Genomic DNA, 16357 nt, shown 5'->3' with positions numbered 1-16357 from the left:
GAGAAAGACTCTCTGAATAAAAGACGCGGGCCAACTCGATGGAAAGAGCCGGCCCGTCGTTTGGCTTTTACTGCACGCGGCGCAGCGCCTGTTCAGTGCCACGCATGATTTCGCGTGCTGCATCCTCGGCTGACATCAGGCCATATGCGAACTCTTCAAGTACGCCTTCAAAGGCGGTGCGTACGGCCGGATCCTCGAAATAGGGCGAAGCAGGTGGCGTGTCAGCAGCCAAGACCAGATCATTTGCAGCCTTGACGTTTGCGTCGATCAGCCCCTCGGCTTCTAGAAGCGCTACAGCCGAAGCCGCAGCCGGAATGCCGCGATGGCTAGCCATCACACGCACACCTTCATCCTCGACCATCAAGCAGTTCAAGATTTCTGCGGCAGCTTCTTGATTGGGAGAACTGGCTGAAATCGCAAACATCATTGAGGGTTTGCGGAAGATGCCGTCGCTGACCGCCCCGTCTATGCGCGGCGCCATGACAGGAACCAAGGGATGGTCAGCGCCCCACGGGCCTGCGATCTGGGACACAGTGGTATCCCATTCATAAGACGAACCAATTTCACCTGATGCCCAGTCGCCACGCTCGTGCAGCCCAGGATTACCCATTGCGGCATCTTGTTCCCAACTCTTCATCACACCGGCGTCAACGAGGCTCTGATAGAAGTTGATCGCGTCAACAAGCGTCGCTTCGTCCCATGCTATTTCGTTGGTTTCAGGATCGATGAAGCCCACACCCGTCTTCTGTGTTGCATAAAGCGCAACCAAGAGCATGGCGTTATAGCGCGAGGCGCTGAATGGGTAATAGGCGTCGCCCAGTTCAGACTTGAACGTCTCGGCAGCAGCGATCATGTCTTCCCATGTGGCGGGGGGCTCGACACCAGCCTCAGAGAAAGTATCGGCGTTGTAGAACAGAACCCGCCCGGTGATCGATACAGGCAAACCGTTGAGCGCACCATTGCGCATGCCCGACTCGAGCAGCGTTGCATCCCACTGGCTCAGATCGATAATGTCGGAAAACTCATTGAGATCGGCCAGTCCCGTTCCGTCGGGCGAAAACAGTGGTAGCCACGGCCAGTTGACCTGCATCAGATCCGGTGAGGTCCGGCCAGCCAACTGGGTAGTCAGACGTTCAAGATGTCCGTCGAAGCCAGTAAATTCCGGGTTGATATTGTGCCCGTGCTTGTCGCCGCAGATCTGCAGTGCTTCCTGGGTTGCCGCATGGCGGGCGTCGCCGCCCCACCAGGAGACGCGCAGATCGGCGGCTTGGGCCGAACCCAAGGCGGTTGTCAGCATCAGTGCGAGCGTAGTGCCCATGGTGACAGTATTTTTCATCGTAATCCTCCCTTCGATGAGCTTTAGTCTTGAGACAGCGAAATGTTCTGCCCCGTTTCAGGATCGAACAGGTGCAGCCGCGATTCATGCGGTGCGAGCCTTATGGCCCCGTCCGACAGCATTGATGGATTGTAGTGGTCGCCCGGAATCACGACGGTGACCTGATGTCCAGCGATAGCGACGTAGAGATTGACTTCGTGGCCCATGAATTCCACATGGCTGACCTTGCCCGAAAACGCGTTTTCGGTTTCGGACGAAACCATCTGCATGTGTTGCGGGCGTACTCCCATAGTCAGCTTCTCGCCCAAATTGGCCGATAGGCGCGAAGCAAGCTGGTTGCCGAAGGTCACCGTCTGCCCGCCCAGCGTGATTGCGGGCGCGCCGTTACGACTGAGCTTGACGGGTATGAGGTTCATTTCGGGCGAACCGATGAACCCGGCCACGAACTCGTTTTCAGGGCGATTATAGAGCGTTACCGGATCGGCCACCTGCATGATGTGCCCGTCCTTCATCACGCAGATCCGATCACCCATGGTCATGGCCTCGGTCTGGTCATGGGTGACGTAAACCACGGTTGAGGAGGTTGCCGATTGCTTTAGCTGCTTGTGCAGGTCGGTGATGCGTACACGCATCGAAGCGCGCAGCTTGGCGTCGAGATTGGAGAGGGGTTCGTCGAACAAAAACACTTCCGGTTGCTTGATCAGTGCCCGACCTACCGCCACGCGCTGAGCCTGGCCGCCGGAAAGCTGCTTGGGCAGCCGTTCGAGCAGTTCGCCGATCTCTAAAATACCCGAAACATTCTCGACCCCTGCTGCGATTTTCTCTTTTGGCGTGCGCTTGATCTTGAGCCCGAAAGAGAGATTATTCTTCACCTTCATATGTGGATAAAGAGCATAGTTCTGGAACACCATTGCTATGCCGCGATCGCCCGGAACAAGGTTGTTGACGACCTTATCGCCGATGCGAATTTCCCCGCCGGTGATGGTTTCGAGGCCAGCGATCATGCGCAAGGTGGTGGATTTGGCGCAGCCCGACGGGCCGACCAACACCATGAATTCGCCGTCCTTGACATCAAGGTCAATGCCATGAACCGCCTTGAACGAGTTGCCGTAGACTTTCTCGACCTTTTTGAGTTGCAGATTGGCCATTGGTTTTATCCTTTCACGCCGCCAGTCGAGATGCCCTCGATGAAGTAGCGCTGGGCGACGAAAAACACGATCAGCGATGGCGCCAATGTCAGTGCCGACATGGCAAGCACTTGGTTCCATTGGAAAGCTTCTGTGACGTCGAGCGAAAGACGCAGCGCAAGGGAAACCGGGTATTTTTCGACAGATGAGATGTAGATCAGCGGCCCGAGGAAATCGTTCATCGTCCACATGAACTGGAACAGGCACACCGAAATGATGGCCGGGGCCAGCATTGGGATAACTATGAAAACTAGGGTTTGGATGGTGTTTGCGCCATCGACACGCGCCGCCTCCTCCATGTCGCGCGGGATGGCGCGCAGAAACTGGATCAGCATGAAAACAAAGAACGCATCGCCGGCAAGCGCCGAGGGCACCCAGAGTGGCAGATAGGTGTCGAGCCAACCCAGGTCGCGGAACAGAAGATATTGGGGAATGCGGGTTACCACATTGGGCAGAAGCAGCGTTGCGATCACAGTCGCGAACAGAATTTTTTTGAACGGAAACTCGAAGCGCGCAAAGCCATAGGCCACCAGGGTTGCCGAAATCGCCGTGCCGATTGTCTTGGGGATGATGATCCACAAGGTGTTCAGAAAGAAGTGCCCGAAATTCCACCGCGTCGAAGTATCCCAACCGCGCTGATAACCCTCCAGTGTAGGGTTTTCCGGAATGAAGCTGGGCGAAGCGAAAATTTCCGCATTTGTCTTGAATGAGGCACCTACCAGCCAGAGCAGCGGATAGAGCATGATGAACCCGACAATGGCGAGGATTCCATAGCGGACCACTGTCGAAATCATCTGGTTGCGGCGGGTGCGCGCATTGTGAGCGCGGGCCTGTTCGAGCAAGGTCTGAGGCTGATTGGCAAGTGAAGTCATTGTTTCTCTCAGCTCCGCTTGTCGCCGGCGTAATAAACCCAATGGCGCGACGACCAGAAGGCAACAACGGTGAGGACCATGATGATCGCAAACAGAATCCAGGCGATGGCCGAGGCATAGCCCATGTCGAACTGGCGGAATGCCTTATCGTAGATGTAGAGCGGGACCAGATAAGTAGAGCGCAGGGGCGCGCCCGTGCCGTCAGTGATAATGAACGGCCCGTTGAATTCTTGGAACGCCTCAACCATCTGAAGGATCAGATTGAAGAAGATTACCGGGGTAATAAGCGGCAGGGTAATATAAAAGAAGGTCTGCGCTTTGTTCGCGCCATCGATGGCTGCAGCTTCATAGACATGAGCCGGGATCGATTGCAGAGCAGCAAGAAAGATCACCATGGCCGAACCGAACTGCCAGACGCGCAGCAAGGTGATGGTGAAAAGCGCATAGCGCGGATCGCCAAAGAAATTGATCGCCTCGAATCCCAACCCGGTGATGATCATGTTGACCAACCCGATGTCGGCGAAAATATAGCGCCACAGCACAGCGATGGCGACAGATCCCCCCAGGATCGAAGGAACATAATAGGCAGTTCTGAAAAAGCCGATGGCCTTGAGCTTGTAGTTGAGGACATAGGCGATCAGCAGCGCGAAGGTGAGCTTGAGCGGCACCGTTATGAACACATATGTCAACGTAACCTGCAGGGCGCGATGGAACGTACGGTCGTGAAAGATCAGTTCGATATAGTTTTGAAGCCCGATCCAGATCGGATCACGTAGCAAGGGATAATCGGTAAACGAGAGGTAGAAGGACGCACCGAACGGGATTGCCGTAAAGATAAGCAAGCCCACAACATAGGGCGCTACATAGGCCAAGCCGACCCATCTGTTGTCACTGCCACCCATTATGCGCCTCCCCAAGAAAATAGATTCGCAGCCTTACGGACAGGCGCGCCCGAGGGGATCATGAACTGAAAACGCGGCAGAGGTACGGAAATGTGCATCATGGCAAATTCGGGCCAACAACAAACCAGACGCGCCACGATACGGTCCGCCGTTGCTTCCCTCGCTCCTCCCATATAACATCGCCAATTGCGGCCATAGTTATCATATGACTTCATTGAATATTACATATCCGGAAAACAACATTGACGCTTTTGGAGAAAAAGATGGATAAAAGCGAAGGCCAAGTTTTGGCCGGCATTCCTGCCGATGCGCTCTCGCTCAAGCTGTCTCGCTCGACCATCAAGATGCGCCACACTTCAACCTGGCGCGTCGAAAAGTCCAACGAGGTCCATGATCTCGTCGTCTGCATTTCTGGCGGAGCCCATTACGAACTTGATGGCGAAGCAGCGACCCTTTCGCCGGGCGAGGCAATGTTGATCCCCGCAGGCGCACGTTTTGTCGGACGCATCGAGCAAGGGCCGGTCTATTCCGGGTTCGCCCAGCATTTCACGCTGGATTTGTTCGGTCATGTCGATCTCATTAGCCAAATGGATCTCAAACGCACAGCTCGCTTTAGCCGATGGGAGGTCATTGAGCCTTTGGTGCGCCATTACCGCGACACCTCTCCAGTCTCTGCGACAACGCTGGCGCAGTATCACCTCTTCATGGTGATACTGATTGAATATATTGAAGAGGCATTCATTCGCTGGCGTGAGCAGGCTCTCATCAACACCGCAGGTCCCGATGCCTTGTCTCTGCACGTTATGCTGACCGCCGCAAGGATCACTGGCAACCCGTTCAAGCGCGACATCCTGAACGAAGCGCTGGGCAAGCTGCCCTACAACGCCGACTATTTCCGCCGAGCCTTCAAGGAGCGGCTTGGCTACACCCCAACCAAGTTTCTCGAATTCAAGCGTCTCGAACAGGCGATGAACATCCTGGCTGCGGGCCATTCGGTCAAGGAAACTGCCGCTCTCACCGGCTACCCGGACGTCTATTATTTCTCCCGCCAGTTCAAGCGCTATATAGGCACGTCGCCCTCGGCCTATCGATTGCGTAACCGCGCTAAGGAATCCGGCCAATTCATCGACGGCAGTTTCTACCCCGCGGATATAAATAGAGCTTCGGGTGACGTTTAGACCCGAGGCGCTCGACCATTGGCATAACGAGCAAGGGGCCAGTGAAGCGCAATGACTTGCGCCGGTATGCTGGCCGGAAAATGCGAACATAAGAACGCGCAATCGAGATTTTGCTTGACGGACGCTAACTTGTCATACAGAAAATTCGGATGTGTATGACTGTATTGCGTGGCTATTGCTCGCATAAGGGAGGTAGCATGATCGAGCGCAAGCGATATGCGAGCGCATTTGGGAATCAGGCCATTTCGATCCTGATCACATTGTTCGGCCTTCTGGTGCTGACCTTTGTAATCGGGCGCGTTATGCCCGTCGATCCAGTACGGGCGATTGTCGGCGAAGATGCGACCCGCGAGGTCTATGAAAATGTCTATCGCCAGCTTGGCCTCGATCGCCCCATCTGGCAGCAGTTCTTCTTCTATCTGCGCGATGTGGTCACGCTCAATTTCGGCAATTCGATAAGGACCGGCCAGCCGGTTCTCAACGATATCGGGCGCGTCCTGCCCGCAACGATTGAACTCGCCACCTTCGCCATTATCATCGGGGCCGGCCTCGGCGCCCCCATGGGCGTAGTCGCAGCGGTCAACAAGGACCGCTGGCCCGACCATCTCGTGCGCATATTGAGCTTGATGGGTCATTCAATGCCGATTTTCTGGACCGGGATGATCGCGCTTTTGGTCTTTTATGCCGGACTGGGCTGGGTTGGCGGCTCAGGCAGGATGAGCCAGTTCTATATCGGCATGGTGCCCGAACGGACCAACTTCCTGCTCATTGACAGCGCCCTTGCCGGGCAATGGGACGTATTCCGTTCCGCGCTCAACCACATCATCCTGCCGGCCTCGCTGCTGGGATATTCATCAGCCGCCTACATTACCCGCATGACGCGTAGCTTCATGCTCGACCAACTCAACCAGGAATATATTACGACGGCACGCGTCAAGGGCCTCAGCCGCCGCCAGACCATCTGGCGCCATGCCTTCTCCAATATCCGCGTTCAGCTGGTGACCATCGTGGCGCTTGCCTATGGCTCGCTGCTCGAAGGCGCCGTGCTCATCGAAACAGTCTTTGCATGGCCCGGTTTCGGCCAGTACCTCACGGCCAATCTTCTCATCGGCGACATGAATGCGGTGATGACCTGTGTGCTCATCGTTGGGCTGATTTTTATCAGCCTAAACCTTCTTTCCGACATTCTCTATCGCGTGTTTGATCCAAGGACCAGATGACCCAAGCTCCAGAACCATCGCTGACGACAAACCGCACAAGGCTTCCTCAGGGCCTTGTGATGCTCGGCAACATCCTTTCGGTATTGGCCCGCACGCCCACTTCGCTTTTTGGACTTGTGGTAATCGCGCTGCTGGTTGTGATGGCAGCCTTTGCTCCGCTCATCGCAACACATGACCCCTATATCCAGAACCTCGCCAACACGCTCCAGCCGCCCTCGATGGCGCATCTTTTCGGCACCGACGAGCTGGGCCGGGACATCTTCTCGCGCCTCGTGCATGGCGCCCGCATCACGCTCACCATCATCGCGCTTGTCAGCATCGTGGTTGGTCCCATCGGGCTTTTATTCGGTACGGTCGCCGGATATTTCGGTGGCAAGATCGATACTGTCCTGATGCGGATAACCGACATTTTCCTTTCGTTCCCCTCGCTCATCCTGTCGCTCGCCTTCGTTGCCGCGCTCGGGCCAAGTCTCAACAACGCAATCATCGCCATCGCGCTGACGTCCTGGCCCCCTATCGCGCGTCTGGCTCGCGCCGAAACGCTCACCTTCCGTTCGGCGGACTACGTCTCGGCCGCACGGTTGCAGGGCGCGTCATCCGCTCGGATCATCTGGACTTCGATCGTCCCCATGTGCCTGCCCTCGGTCATCATCCGTCTGACGCTCAACATGGCAACCGTCATCCTGACGGCCGCGGGACTGGGCTTTCTCGGTCTTGGCGCGCAACCGCCTCTGCCCGAGTGGGGCGCAATGATTGCGACAGGCCGGCGTTACATGATCGATAGCTGGTGGCTCGTAACCTTCCCGGGCCTGGCCATTCTTGCCGTCAGCCTCGCTTTCAACCTTCTCGGCGATGGATTGCGGGATGCACTCGACCCCAAACAGATGAACCGGAGGTAGTTGGCGATGGAACCCATTCTGGATGTCCATAATCTCGCGGTCCACTATCGCGGCGCCCCAAATCCTGCTGTCGGCGGCGTCAGTTTCCAGCTTGGTCGCGAACGGCTCGGCATTGTGGGAGAAAGCGGATCGGGCAAGTCGACGGTCGGGCGCGCGCTGCTCAAGCTGCTCGACACCGCCGACGTCACGGCTGACCGCATGCGGTTCGAGGATATTGATTTGCTCAACGCTTCCGAAAAGCAAATGCTTTCGGTGCGCGGAAAGCGCATTTCGATGATCCTGCAGGATCCCAAGTTCTCGCTTAACCCCACGCAGCGCTGCGGCGACCAGATTTCGGAGGCATATCTGACCCATTTCCGTTCTTCCAGAGCGGAAGCGAAAACCCGGGCGCTCGAAATGCTCGAGCAGGTGCATATCAGAGACCCCGAGCGGGTCTACAATCTCTATCCCCATGAGGTTTCTGGTGGTATGGGGCAGCGCATCATGATCGCCATGATGCTCCTCACAGATCCGGCACTCGTCATTGCAGATGAGCCGACCTCAGCACTCGACGTCACGATCCGGCTGCAGGTGCTGCGGATACTCGACGGGCTGGTAAGAGAAAAGGGCATCGGCCTCATCATGATCTCGCACGACCTCAATCTGGTTCGCAATTTCTGCGACAAGGTGCTCATCATGTATGCCGGTCGGGTCGTTGAAACTTTGGCGGCGCGCGATCTCGACAACGCGCAGCATCCCTATTCGCGTGGCCTGCTTGCAGCGCAACCGCGTCTGGGCGGCGCACGCACGCCGTTGCCTGTTCTCGAGCGTCAGGATAGCTGGCTCGAACCCGATGGGGCCCACCCATGAAATCAATCTCGATCAAACAGCTTTCTGTTAGCTTCGGTGCCGTCACTGTGCTTCATGACGTCGACCTCGAAATCGCCGCCGGGGAGTGCTTCGGGCTTGTCGGCGAAAGCGGATCGGGCAAGTCGACCGTCCTGCGCTGCGCATCCCTGCTTAACGCAACCTGGAGCGGGAAAATCGAAATCGACGGCAAGGACATTCGCACCATGTCGATACAGGAGCGCTGCCGTACCATGCAGATGGTGTTCCAGGACCCATACGGTTCGCTACACCCTCGCCACTCGATCCGGTCTGCGCTCGAACTCGGTCTGATCGTCAACAAGGTCGATGACCGCGAGACCAAGATGGCGCAGGCCATGCGCGATGTGGGCCTGCCAGTCGAATTTCTGGACCGCTATCCCCACCAGCTTTCCGGCGGCCAGCGGCAGCGCGTTGCCATTGCCCGCGCGCTCGTACTCGAACCTCATTTGTTGCTGCTCGATGAGCCGACCTCTGCGCTGGACGTTTCGGTTCAGGCTGAAGTCCTCAATCTCCTTGTGCGTCTGCGCGAGGAGAAAGGGCTGACCTACCTTATGGTCAGTCACGATCTCGCGGTGGTCGATCACATGTGCGGTCGCTTCGCGATCATGCAGCACGGCCGGATCGCCGAGGTGCTGCCGCGCGAGGCGATACTGGACGGATCGGCCAGAGACCCTTACGCCCGCGAATTGATCGCCGCCAGCATCGAATATGAACGGGCCATCTAGGGCCCTCCTTTTTGTGCCGACTTCCCCTTCGCATGAACCAAATGCACATGAAAAAGGCGCGGGCTCCGAAGACCCCGCGCCTTTGATGTTTTTCGTGTGTCGCCGGTATCAGCGGTTCTTGGTCACATATTCGAAGCGCGACACCCAGGGATCGATAATGATGCCGTTGACTTCGTTCTGGTAGGCAGCGGTAACGACACGTTCGGAGAACGGGATGATCGGATGAACGAGGTCCTGGGTCATACGCTGGATGTCTTCATACATCTGGTGCTGCACATCCTCGTCGCGCTCGATCAGCGCCGCTTCGATCATGGCGTTCAGCTCCGCATCGTAGAACGAGGTCCGCCAGCCCTGGTAATTGTCCAGCCCGGCTTCCTGGCTGTTGTCGGGATTGTAAACCATGGCCCGGAGGTTGCTGTCTGGGTGGGGCTGCTGCCCACCGCCGCCACGGCCCACGAGCAGTTCAAAATTGCGCTCGCGCATCGCGCCATAGATTTGCCCGCCGTCGCCGGTGATGATTTCTGCATTGATCCCGGCCAGCGCCAGCGTGCCTTGAATTGCAGTGGCGCTGTCGAGGAACTCCTGGGTCGAGATCACGCGCAGGGTGACATCGAAGCCATCGGGATAACCGCCCTCGGCCAGAAGTGCCTTGGCCCGTTCAACATCGAGCGTGTACCTGGGATCGGGCAGTGCGGCAAAGGCGGTCGAATTGACCGGCATCTGACGCTTGACGCCAAAGAACGGCATGATTGCCGAATTGATGCCGTCATAGTCGATAAGGTAGCGGAACGCCTCACGAATCTTAGGATCCTGAAAGCGCTCGTCTTGCATGGACATCGCCAGATAATAGAAATTTGACGATGGCTCGGTCGAAACCGTGATCTGCTGATTATCGGTCAGCGCGCGCAGATCGGCGGCGGCCAGAGTGAAGCCCACGTCAATGTCGCCACGCTCAAGCCCGAGCCGTTGGGATTGAGATTCGGGAAGATGGCGCATCAGAACACGCGCCATCTCCGGCGCGGCATCCCAGTAATTTTGATTGCGCGAAAGGATCACATACTCGTTGGACCGCCATTCGGTGAGCATGAATGCGCTCGAGCCTGCGGAGTTGGTGGTCAGCCAGGACTGCGCCATGTCGTCCCCGGCGTTCTCTTGAACGAGTTGACTGTCCAGGATCGAACCGATACCCGCCTGGGTGAGGTACATCAGGATCAGGCGCGGATCGTCTTCCTGGGGCAGGTTGATGACGAAGGTGTGCGGGTCGACCACAACGAACAGGTCATCCACTGCATCGGCGGTAAAGCCGCGGCTGTTGAGGCCCGACGATTGTGCGAGGTTGAGCGAAAGCGTGCGCGAGAACGAGAATTTCGCATCCTCTGCCGTCACCGGATTGCCCGACGCAAACACCGCATCGGGGCGCAGGTGGAAGGTGATTGAACGATTGTCGTCCGAAATCTCCCAGCGTTCTGCCAGGCGCGGCAGCAATGTCTTGTTCTGCGGCTCGAGCGAAACAAGGCTGTCATACACATTGTTCAGGATCTGAACCGCTTCGCCGCCCGTGATTGCGGCAGGGTCCATGGTCAGCACATTGTTCATGTTCATGGCCACGATCAGCTGATCGGCCGGCGTTTGCGCCATGATCGGGCTGGTTCCTGCCAAAAGGACCGCGATCGATACGCTAGCGAAAAACTTGTTCATGCCACCTCCTCCATAGTGTCGGCATTGACCGGCCGGCATCAGGCCACCCGGTTGTTCTCGATGTGATCGAAATTGATGTCTTCGCCCAGGCCCGGACGGTCCGGCACATGCACGTAACCGTCGCTGTCCATAGGGTCGGAAAGGCTGTTGAGATAGTCGAACCCGTCGTCATATTCGAGGAACGGGTGCAAAAGGCCGCGCTCGTACCAGCGGCAATTCTTTGTCGCGGCAACCACGTGCAAATTCATTGCGGTGTTGCCATGCACCTCGCATTGCACGCCAAAGGATTCAGCCAGATGCATGGTCTTGAGGGCAGGGGTGATGCCACCCACGTCGTTGACGCCGGTACGCAGGATGTCGCAAGCCTCGCTCTTGAGCCATTCGGCGCGATGCCAATGCTTGCCAGCGGCGCTTTCAGGGCCGACAACCGGGATATCGAGCTGGTCGGAAAGCCACTTGTAGGACGACATGGATTGCTCATCCATGGGTTCCTCGATCCAGTCAAATCCAAGCTTTTCGAGCCCTCGGCCCAGCTCCAGCGCCTCGGTGCGTGTGTACCAGTGGAAGGCGTCGAGCATCAGGGAAATATTGGGGCCAACGGCCTCGCGCACAGCGGCGCAGGCCTTGATGTCCATGCGAACGTCTGGTGCCCAACTCACCGGCGGCATCCAGGTATGAAGCTTGATGCCCTTATATCCACGCGCCACCAGCTTTTCGGCAAAACGGCCGTAGTCCTCCGGAGTCGCCAATCCGCCCTCGATCTCATCCCCGCACATGATCGAGCCATAGGCCAGAACCTTGTCGCGGTAGCCGCCGATGAGCTTGTAAACCGGTTGGTTGAGCGTGCGGCCCGCCAGATCCCAGAGGGCGCAGTCGACGACCGCCAGCGTGCGATCGGTCAATTGCGCGGCCGAGCCGCGCTGCCAATGCGCGAGGTCCTGCCATAGCCGTTCACGGTCGCGGTGATCCTGCCCGATGAGCACTTTCTTGACGAATTTCTCGATCACATGCGGACGTGCGACTTCAGGGGCCGTGAAGCTGTGCCCCTCGTGGCCGTCTTCGGTCCGAATGGTCAGCATCGCCTGCTGGACCGTATGCTCGGGACCGGGATGGGCATGGCCGGCGCTGTCGGAATGGCGGCGTGTCTTGTGGTTGAATACACGAACCTGCACGTCGGTGATAATCAATGGCCTCGCCCCTTCAGTCGCATAAGTCGATCTAACTTGTATTACAGCATGTATGGCATACCCGGGAAGCTAGAGCAATATGCCTTTTGCATGAGGCCATCTGTCATATATAAGAGGGCAGGCGGACCCGACGCATTTGCAAAGGTCTGTGACTGCTGTCAAAAAGGAATAACCTCACCGTTGCCGCAAGATTCTGAAAATTTCCACGGTTCGGTCCTGACACGGGCGGCCACGATAGCAAGTGATCTGCGTCTCGCTATCGAGACTGGTCAATTCAAACCCGGCGCGCGCCTACCCAGTGAAGCCGAACTCACGCGCCAATATGCGGTCAGCCGAACGGTCGTACGCGAAGCCTTCAGTCAATTGCGGGCCGAAGCGCTGATTGAGGCGAAAAAAGGATCGGGCGTTTATGCTCTGGATCCGGCCAAAGCAAACACAAAACCGTTTTCCGGTCTGAACATGGCGCGCCTGTCGGGCGTAATCGAGCTTTTCGAAATGCGGTCGGCATTTGAAATCAGGGCAGCCGGACTTGCGGCCAAGCGGCGTTCTGGCGCCCAAATCGACGCAATCGTTACGGCAAACGCCGGACTGGCCAAATTGCTGGAAGCCGGGCAATCGACCCGCGATGCCGATTTCGCTTTCCACCATGCGATCGCCGAGGCATCGCAGAATATGCTCTTCCCGGAATTGCTAACGCTTATCCGCCCAAGCCTGACACCCCGTGTGGAACTGGAAGCAGGTGATGGGCCGGTGCAAGCCTATGTTCCCAATCCCAGCATTGTCATAGAACATGAGCGCATTATCGATGCCATTATTGTGGGAGATTCTGAAGCCGCGGAAAGAGCTATGAAAGATCACCTCGAAGATAGCCTTGACCGCTACCGCGCCTTGCTCCGCCATCCGGCCAAGTAGCCCTTTGGGCCTTATTCAATCGAGCAACACCCGCGCCGATATCTTCAGGGCGCGTCAGCCAACGATACTTGCGATTGGTCGAGCGCCAGATCCTGAAGCTTGCTGCCTGAGCCGCGCCAAATCAGGCCCGCTTCCTGATCTATAGCCCAGCACGACGGTTGCCTCGACGGGAAGGGGAGTCGCTGTGGGATCGTTGAACTACACATCCCAAAGTTTCGATAGGGAACCTACTTTGGCAGCCTTTGTAGGGCGCATCCGTCTGCAGAACCGACGCGCTCAAGCAAGATCTATATGCACGGCACCAGTTATTGCCGGCCAAGCGCGACATTCCCCCCTATGGCCATCAATATGCTACCCCCAATGCGTTGAGCCTTCTGTCTCGGTACTAGGAAAACACCTGCCGCGTGATCAAGGCTAAAGACAATGCCGTCCAGTCGTAGTGCTTGAAGACGCCGTTAGGCTTGTATTCGTTAAAATACCCATGCTTACGCGGCGTCATCTCAAGCAAATGGCGCCCCCGCACCGGGCGCAAATGAGAACTTCGTCTTCGCCATAGCCCTATAAACGAAAAGCTGGGAATCGGTCAGTAGCGACCAATTGACCCGCGCAGATTTGCAGCTGTGCGGTGATAAATGGGCCGACAACACGCCGCTTCTGAACGGCAGCTCTGACCTCATTGCAGACTTTAATGGTCGGTCCAACGCTGGCCTAACGGCAGCCATGCGGCCAATAAAGACTTAGCTATTCGTGACCATGAACCAAGTCATCCTCCGTTGCGGCAAGACGACTGCCATGGCAGCGCGCATGGATCCTTCAGAGACCCAAAGCTGTTCTGGTAGTTTTTGCCCGGAATTGGATGGGTGAACTTCATGGCCGACCAGAGCGCGTCGACCGCCAGTGTCTTGCTTTCGACGAGACCGTAATCATATCCAATACGGATCACCGATTGCAAGTTTAGGTCGGACCCTTTGGGTGTGCCCTTGAGCCAGGAAACCCAGAGCGAACCACGCTTGGCCAAGTGCGGTCTCATGGTGGCAAACGCATTTTCGAGGGCGTCCTGCGTAGTGACAAAGACGTGCAGGTAGTCGAAGCAGCCGACAAGCTCAGGCGAAAGCTCAAGCCGTGGTAGTTTCATTGCCTCAAGCACTGTCTCATCGGCCCGAGCAAGATAGGCGCGCATGCCATCGCGCAACCCCATCTTTTCAGCGACGGTCCGCATCCCTAACCGTTTTTCGCGGAAAGCACATCGGCAAAGTGGGGACTATGGATCAGGCCCAGGATGTTGCCGAAGGGGTCTGTCACCGATGCCGTGGCGAACCCGGCCTCACGCAAGGTCACCGGTTCATACTCGCTGGCACCGTGATCGAGAAGCCGCGCCATGGTTGCGTCGATATCGGCAACGTGCCATCGCGCGATAACGCCGGACGGCTGAGCTGTCGTGGGCGGAAGATATCTGCGATCAATGATCCCCAGTTCATCCTGGAAAGCGCCCAGTCGAAACTCGACATAGGCCGGACGGCTTTCGTCAGGCCGCTGGAAATAGGGATCGATGCCAAGAAAGCTGGCATACCAATCTCTTGCGGCCGCGACATCGACCGCTGAGAGATTTACTTGGGCGAGACCTAGAAATGCTTGTTCGTTCAACATTATGAAACCCTGCTTTTACCACGTGACAATGGACACAACAGCGGAGCGAACGGGTTCGTTCAGCCGTCTCTTTGCCGAGATAAAACAGAATGCGATGACAGAACTTGTCAGTAGAGTTGACTGCCATCAAACCAGTTTGCAGCCGTTCAGATTGTCGGGACAATGTTCGCTTCGATCAGCAGCGAACAGATGATACCCGATACGATTGATCTCGCCGACGAATTCGCTGAATGCCTTGCTGCGTGCAATCTGACCGGAGATGTCACCGAGCATGACCAGGCCCATGCGGTAGTTCTGCATCTTCTGGAAAAATGCCCGGCTTGTCTGTTGCTAATGTCGAAAAACGCAGGCGCAAAACTATGGACCGGGACAACGAAAATTTCCGTCCCAATGCCATAAGTTGCACCTAACAGGACCAGCGCATCCTGCTCGCTGGCCAGTGCTGGCCCCTGCACGGAAGCGAAGTAAAGGTTCAGACTTCCATTCGTTCAGCACTCAATGTCGTCCGCCCCAGGTTCCAATTGGCCCCGCATCGCGCGCAGGCACCGAGCAGTCAGCAGTCACTGGTTCCCGATCTGGAAACCAGTGACATCATGAGGTTGATGTTACTCGTCCGCGGGTAGCATCTGTGATTCCAGACAATTTCCCATAGGTGTTTGTCGAGGTCGCAGAAATACCCGGCGTAACCACCATAGAACGTGTCCTGCGGAGCCTTGATGATTGCCGCACCTGCACGCTGAGCTGCGTCGGCATCATCGGAGCGGCCGAAGCGCTGTCTCGGCAGATGACACGCGGCAGGATCGATGAAGCAACTGCGGTCGTTCCCGAAGCCGTGGGGCTGAGTGTAAACGTCACAACGCTCTGGAGAGCATATGTGGGATCATCATGGTCAAAGTCCCATGTGTAAGCCAGACGGGTGGTCGGTTCGACTTCCAGAACCTTGCAATTGAGCACGCCACCCCAGTCACCGGCAAACTTGAACCTGTGGCCTACATCGGCACGGAAATCATTCTTCATCAGCCATTCAGCGATCAGGTCTGGCTGGGTCAGAGCCCGTCACAGCTTTTCTGGCGAATGCGTGAATTCACGCTCGACAAGATATGTCAGGGTTTCACCGTCAGTCGCAGTCATCATCTATCCTCTTGAGCAAATCGTCGAAGCGGCCTTCCCAGTACCGGGTCATGCAGAGCCGCTCGAACATGGCCCGCCGCATTGGATCGCCAAGCGCCCGAAATATCGTGTCAGCCGCCAAACTCTGCTGCTAACCCAACGATTTCACCAGTTTTTGGATTCGGCGTTGACGCACGGCAGGCGACTTAGCTTGCTCTATCTCTCGGACGAGCCTTTGTCGTAGGCCAAAGGGCAAACGTTCAAAGGCTGCCTGCCCGACGCTCTCCAGAGCAGCAGAAAGATCGCTTGGCAGAACTATGGCCCTTGATTCGTTGTCGCGCTCGATCTCCACCTGGACAATATCGCCTTCGCTAATGCCTGACGCCTCACGGTTCGCGGCACTGATCCCGATCAGCCTTCGCCCGCTCTTTACCGCGACCCTAGTGCGCCAGCTGTGAGCGTTGATCTTGACGCTCACCGGCGGGCGACCTTCGGGACCGAGAACCTCCATCACCTCTTCGGGGATCTCGACTGCCGTTGCGTTTCCAGCTGGAATAACTTTTGCGCTAAACTTCATCGATCGAGCACCTCCGTTTTGTTGCGCCAGTCACTGACTG

17 protein-coding genes are annotated in these 16357 nt (G+C 57.0%); 6 read left to right on the top strand and 11 right to left on the bottom strand.

Going from position 1 to position 16357, the window contains the following annotated elements; genetic code table 11:
* Positions 1-67 precede the first annotated feature (67 nt).
* The 4 genes from EO133_RS06720 to EO133_RS06705 are packed head-to-tail and all read right to left on the bottom strand — an operon-like array spanning position 68 to position 4297.
* Positions 68-1336, bottom strand: coding sequence for an ABC transporter substrate-binding protein (locus EO133_RS06720; protein ID WP_127071891.1), 1269 nt, complete (start codon positions 1334-1336; stop codon positions 68-70).
* A 23-nt stretch (positions 1337-1359) separates the two neighbouring features.
* Complete coding sequence (locus EO133_RS06715; protein WP_127071890.1) at positions 1360-2484, bottom strand: ABC transporter ATP-binding protein; 1125 nt, start codon at positions 2482-2484, stop codon at positions 1360-1362.
* Between the two features lie 5 nt (positions 2485-2489).
* Positions 2490-3395 carry a carbohydrate ABC transporter permease gene (locus EO133_RS06710; RefSeq protein WP_164734914.1) on the bottom strand — a complete coding sequence of 302 codons (906 nt, stop codon included), beginning with the start codon at positions 3393-3395 and terminating at the stop codon, positions 2490-2492.
* A gap of 8 nt (positions 3396-3403) precedes the next feature.
* Complete coding sequence (locus EO133_RS06705; RefSeq protein WP_127071889.1) at positions 3404-4297, bottom strand: carbohydrate ABC transporter permease; 894 nt, start codon at positions 4295-4297, stop codon at positions 3404-3406.
* 263 nt (positions 4298-4560) lie between these two features.
* Here EO133_RS06705 and EO133_RS06700 point away from each other — a divergent pair, with 263 nt between their 5' ends.
* From EO133_RS06700 to EO133_RS06680, 5 genes are all read left to right on the top strand, one after another.
* Positions 4561-5475 (top strand): AraC family transcriptional regulator, encoded by a 915-nt coding sequence (locus EO133_RS06700; RefSeq protein WP_127071888.1) that lies wholly within the window; start codon positions 4561-4563, stop codon positions 5473-5475.
* Between the two features lie 197 nt (positions 5476-5672).
* Positions 5673-6695, top strand: coding sequence for an ABC transporter permease (locus EO133_RS06695; RefSeq protein WP_127071887.1), 1023 nt, complete (start codon positions 5673-5675; stop codon positions 6693-6695).
* Positions 6692-7594 (top strand): nickel transporter permease, encoded by a 903-nt coding sequence (gene nikC / locus EO133_RS06690; protein WP_127071886.1) that lies wholly within the window; start codon positions 6692-6694, stop codon positions 7592-7594. The genes EO133_RS06695 and nikC overlap by 4 nt, the downstream gene beginning before the upstream one ends.
* A gap of 6 nt (positions 7595-7600) precedes the next feature.
* Positions 7601-8443: an ABC transporter ATP-binding protein gene (locus EO133_RS06685; protein ID WP_127071885.1), complete on the top strand. Its 843-nt coding sequence runs from the start codon at positions 7601-7603 to the stop codon at positions 8441-8443.
* A complete protein-coding gene (locus tag EO133_RS06680) occupies positions 8440-9186 on the top strand; it encodes an ABC transporter ATP-binding protein (protein ID WP_127071884.1) in 747 nt (248 codons plus the stop codon). The genes EO133_RS06685 and EO133_RS06680 overlap by 4 nt, the downstream gene beginning before the upstream one ends.
* A gap of 108 nt (positions 9187-9294) precedes the next feature.
* Here the strand turns inward: EO133_RS06680 and EO133_RS06675 are convergent, their stop codons facing one another.
* A complete protein-coding gene (locus tag EO133_RS06675) occupies positions 9295-10884 on the bottom strand; it encodes an ABC transporter substrate-binding protein (RefSeq protein WP_127071883.1) in 1590 nt (529 codons plus the stop codon).
* Positions 10885-10922: 38 nt separating this feature from the next.
* Positions 10923-12071, bottom strand: coding sequence for a mandelate racemase family protein (locus tag EO133_RS06670; RefSeq protein WP_127071882.1), 1149 nt, complete (start codon positions 12069-12071; stop codon positions 10923-10925).
* Between the two features lie 180 nt (positions 12072-12251).
* Here EO133_RS06670 and EO133_RS06665 point away from each other — a divergent pair, with 180 nt between their 5' ends.
* Positions 12252-12983, top strand: a complete 732-nt coding sequence (locus tag EO133_RS06665) for a FadR/GntR family transcriptional regulator (RefSeq protein WP_244640849.1) — start codon at positions 12252-12254, stop codon at positions 12981-12983.
* 763 nt (positions 12984-13746) lie between these two features.
* On the opposite strand, the gene EO133_RS06660 is transcribed toward EO133_RS06665, so the two are convergent.
* The 5 genes from EO133_RS06660 to EO133_RS06635 all read right to left on the bottom strand — a co-directional run bounded on the left by EO133_RS06660 (position 13747) and on the right by EO133_RS06635 (position 16317).
* Entirely contained in the window at positions 13747-14202 is a 456-nt protein-coding gene (locus EO133_RS06660; RefSeq protein WP_206513470.1) for a hypothetical protein, read from the bottom strand.
* 2 nt (positions 14203-14204) lie between these two features.
* Entirely contained in the window at positions 14205-14630 is a 426-nt protein-coding gene (locus EO133_RS06655) for a VOC family protein (RefSeq protein WP_127071880.1), read from the bottom strand.
* A gap of 126 nt (positions 14631-14756) precedes the next feature.
* Entirely contained in the window at positions 14757-14930 is a 174-nt protein-coding gene (locus tag EO133_RS20725; protein WP_345842242.1) for a DUF4180 domain-containing protein, read from the bottom strand.
* A 291-nt stretch (positions 14931-15221) separates the two neighbouring features.
* Positions 15222-15647 carry an SRPBCC domain-containing protein gene (locus EO133_RS20815; RefSeq protein ID WP_371870934.1) on the bottom strand — a complete coding sequence of 142 codons (426 nt, stop codon included), beginning with the start codon at positions 15645-15647 and terminating at the stop codon, positions 15222-15224.
* Between the two features lie 244 nt (positions 15648-15891).
* Positions 15892-16317 (bottom strand): YdeI/OmpD-associated family protein, encoded by a 426-nt coding sequence (locus tag EO133_RS06635; RefSeq protein ID WP_127071879.1) that lies wholly within the window; start codon positions 16315-16317, stop codon positions 15892-15894.
* Between the last annotated feature and the right edge of the window lie 40 nt (positions 16318-16357).

Origin of the sequence: Pelagibacterium lentulum, from assembly GCF_003992625.1 — a bacterium.
Taxonomy (GTDB): Bacteria; Pseudomonadota; Alphaproteobacteria; order Rhizobiales; family Devosiaceae; genus Pelagibacterium; species Pelagibacterium lentulum.
Note: the sequence above shows the minus strand (reverse complement) of the source record. Positions and strands in the feature narration are given on the sequence as shown.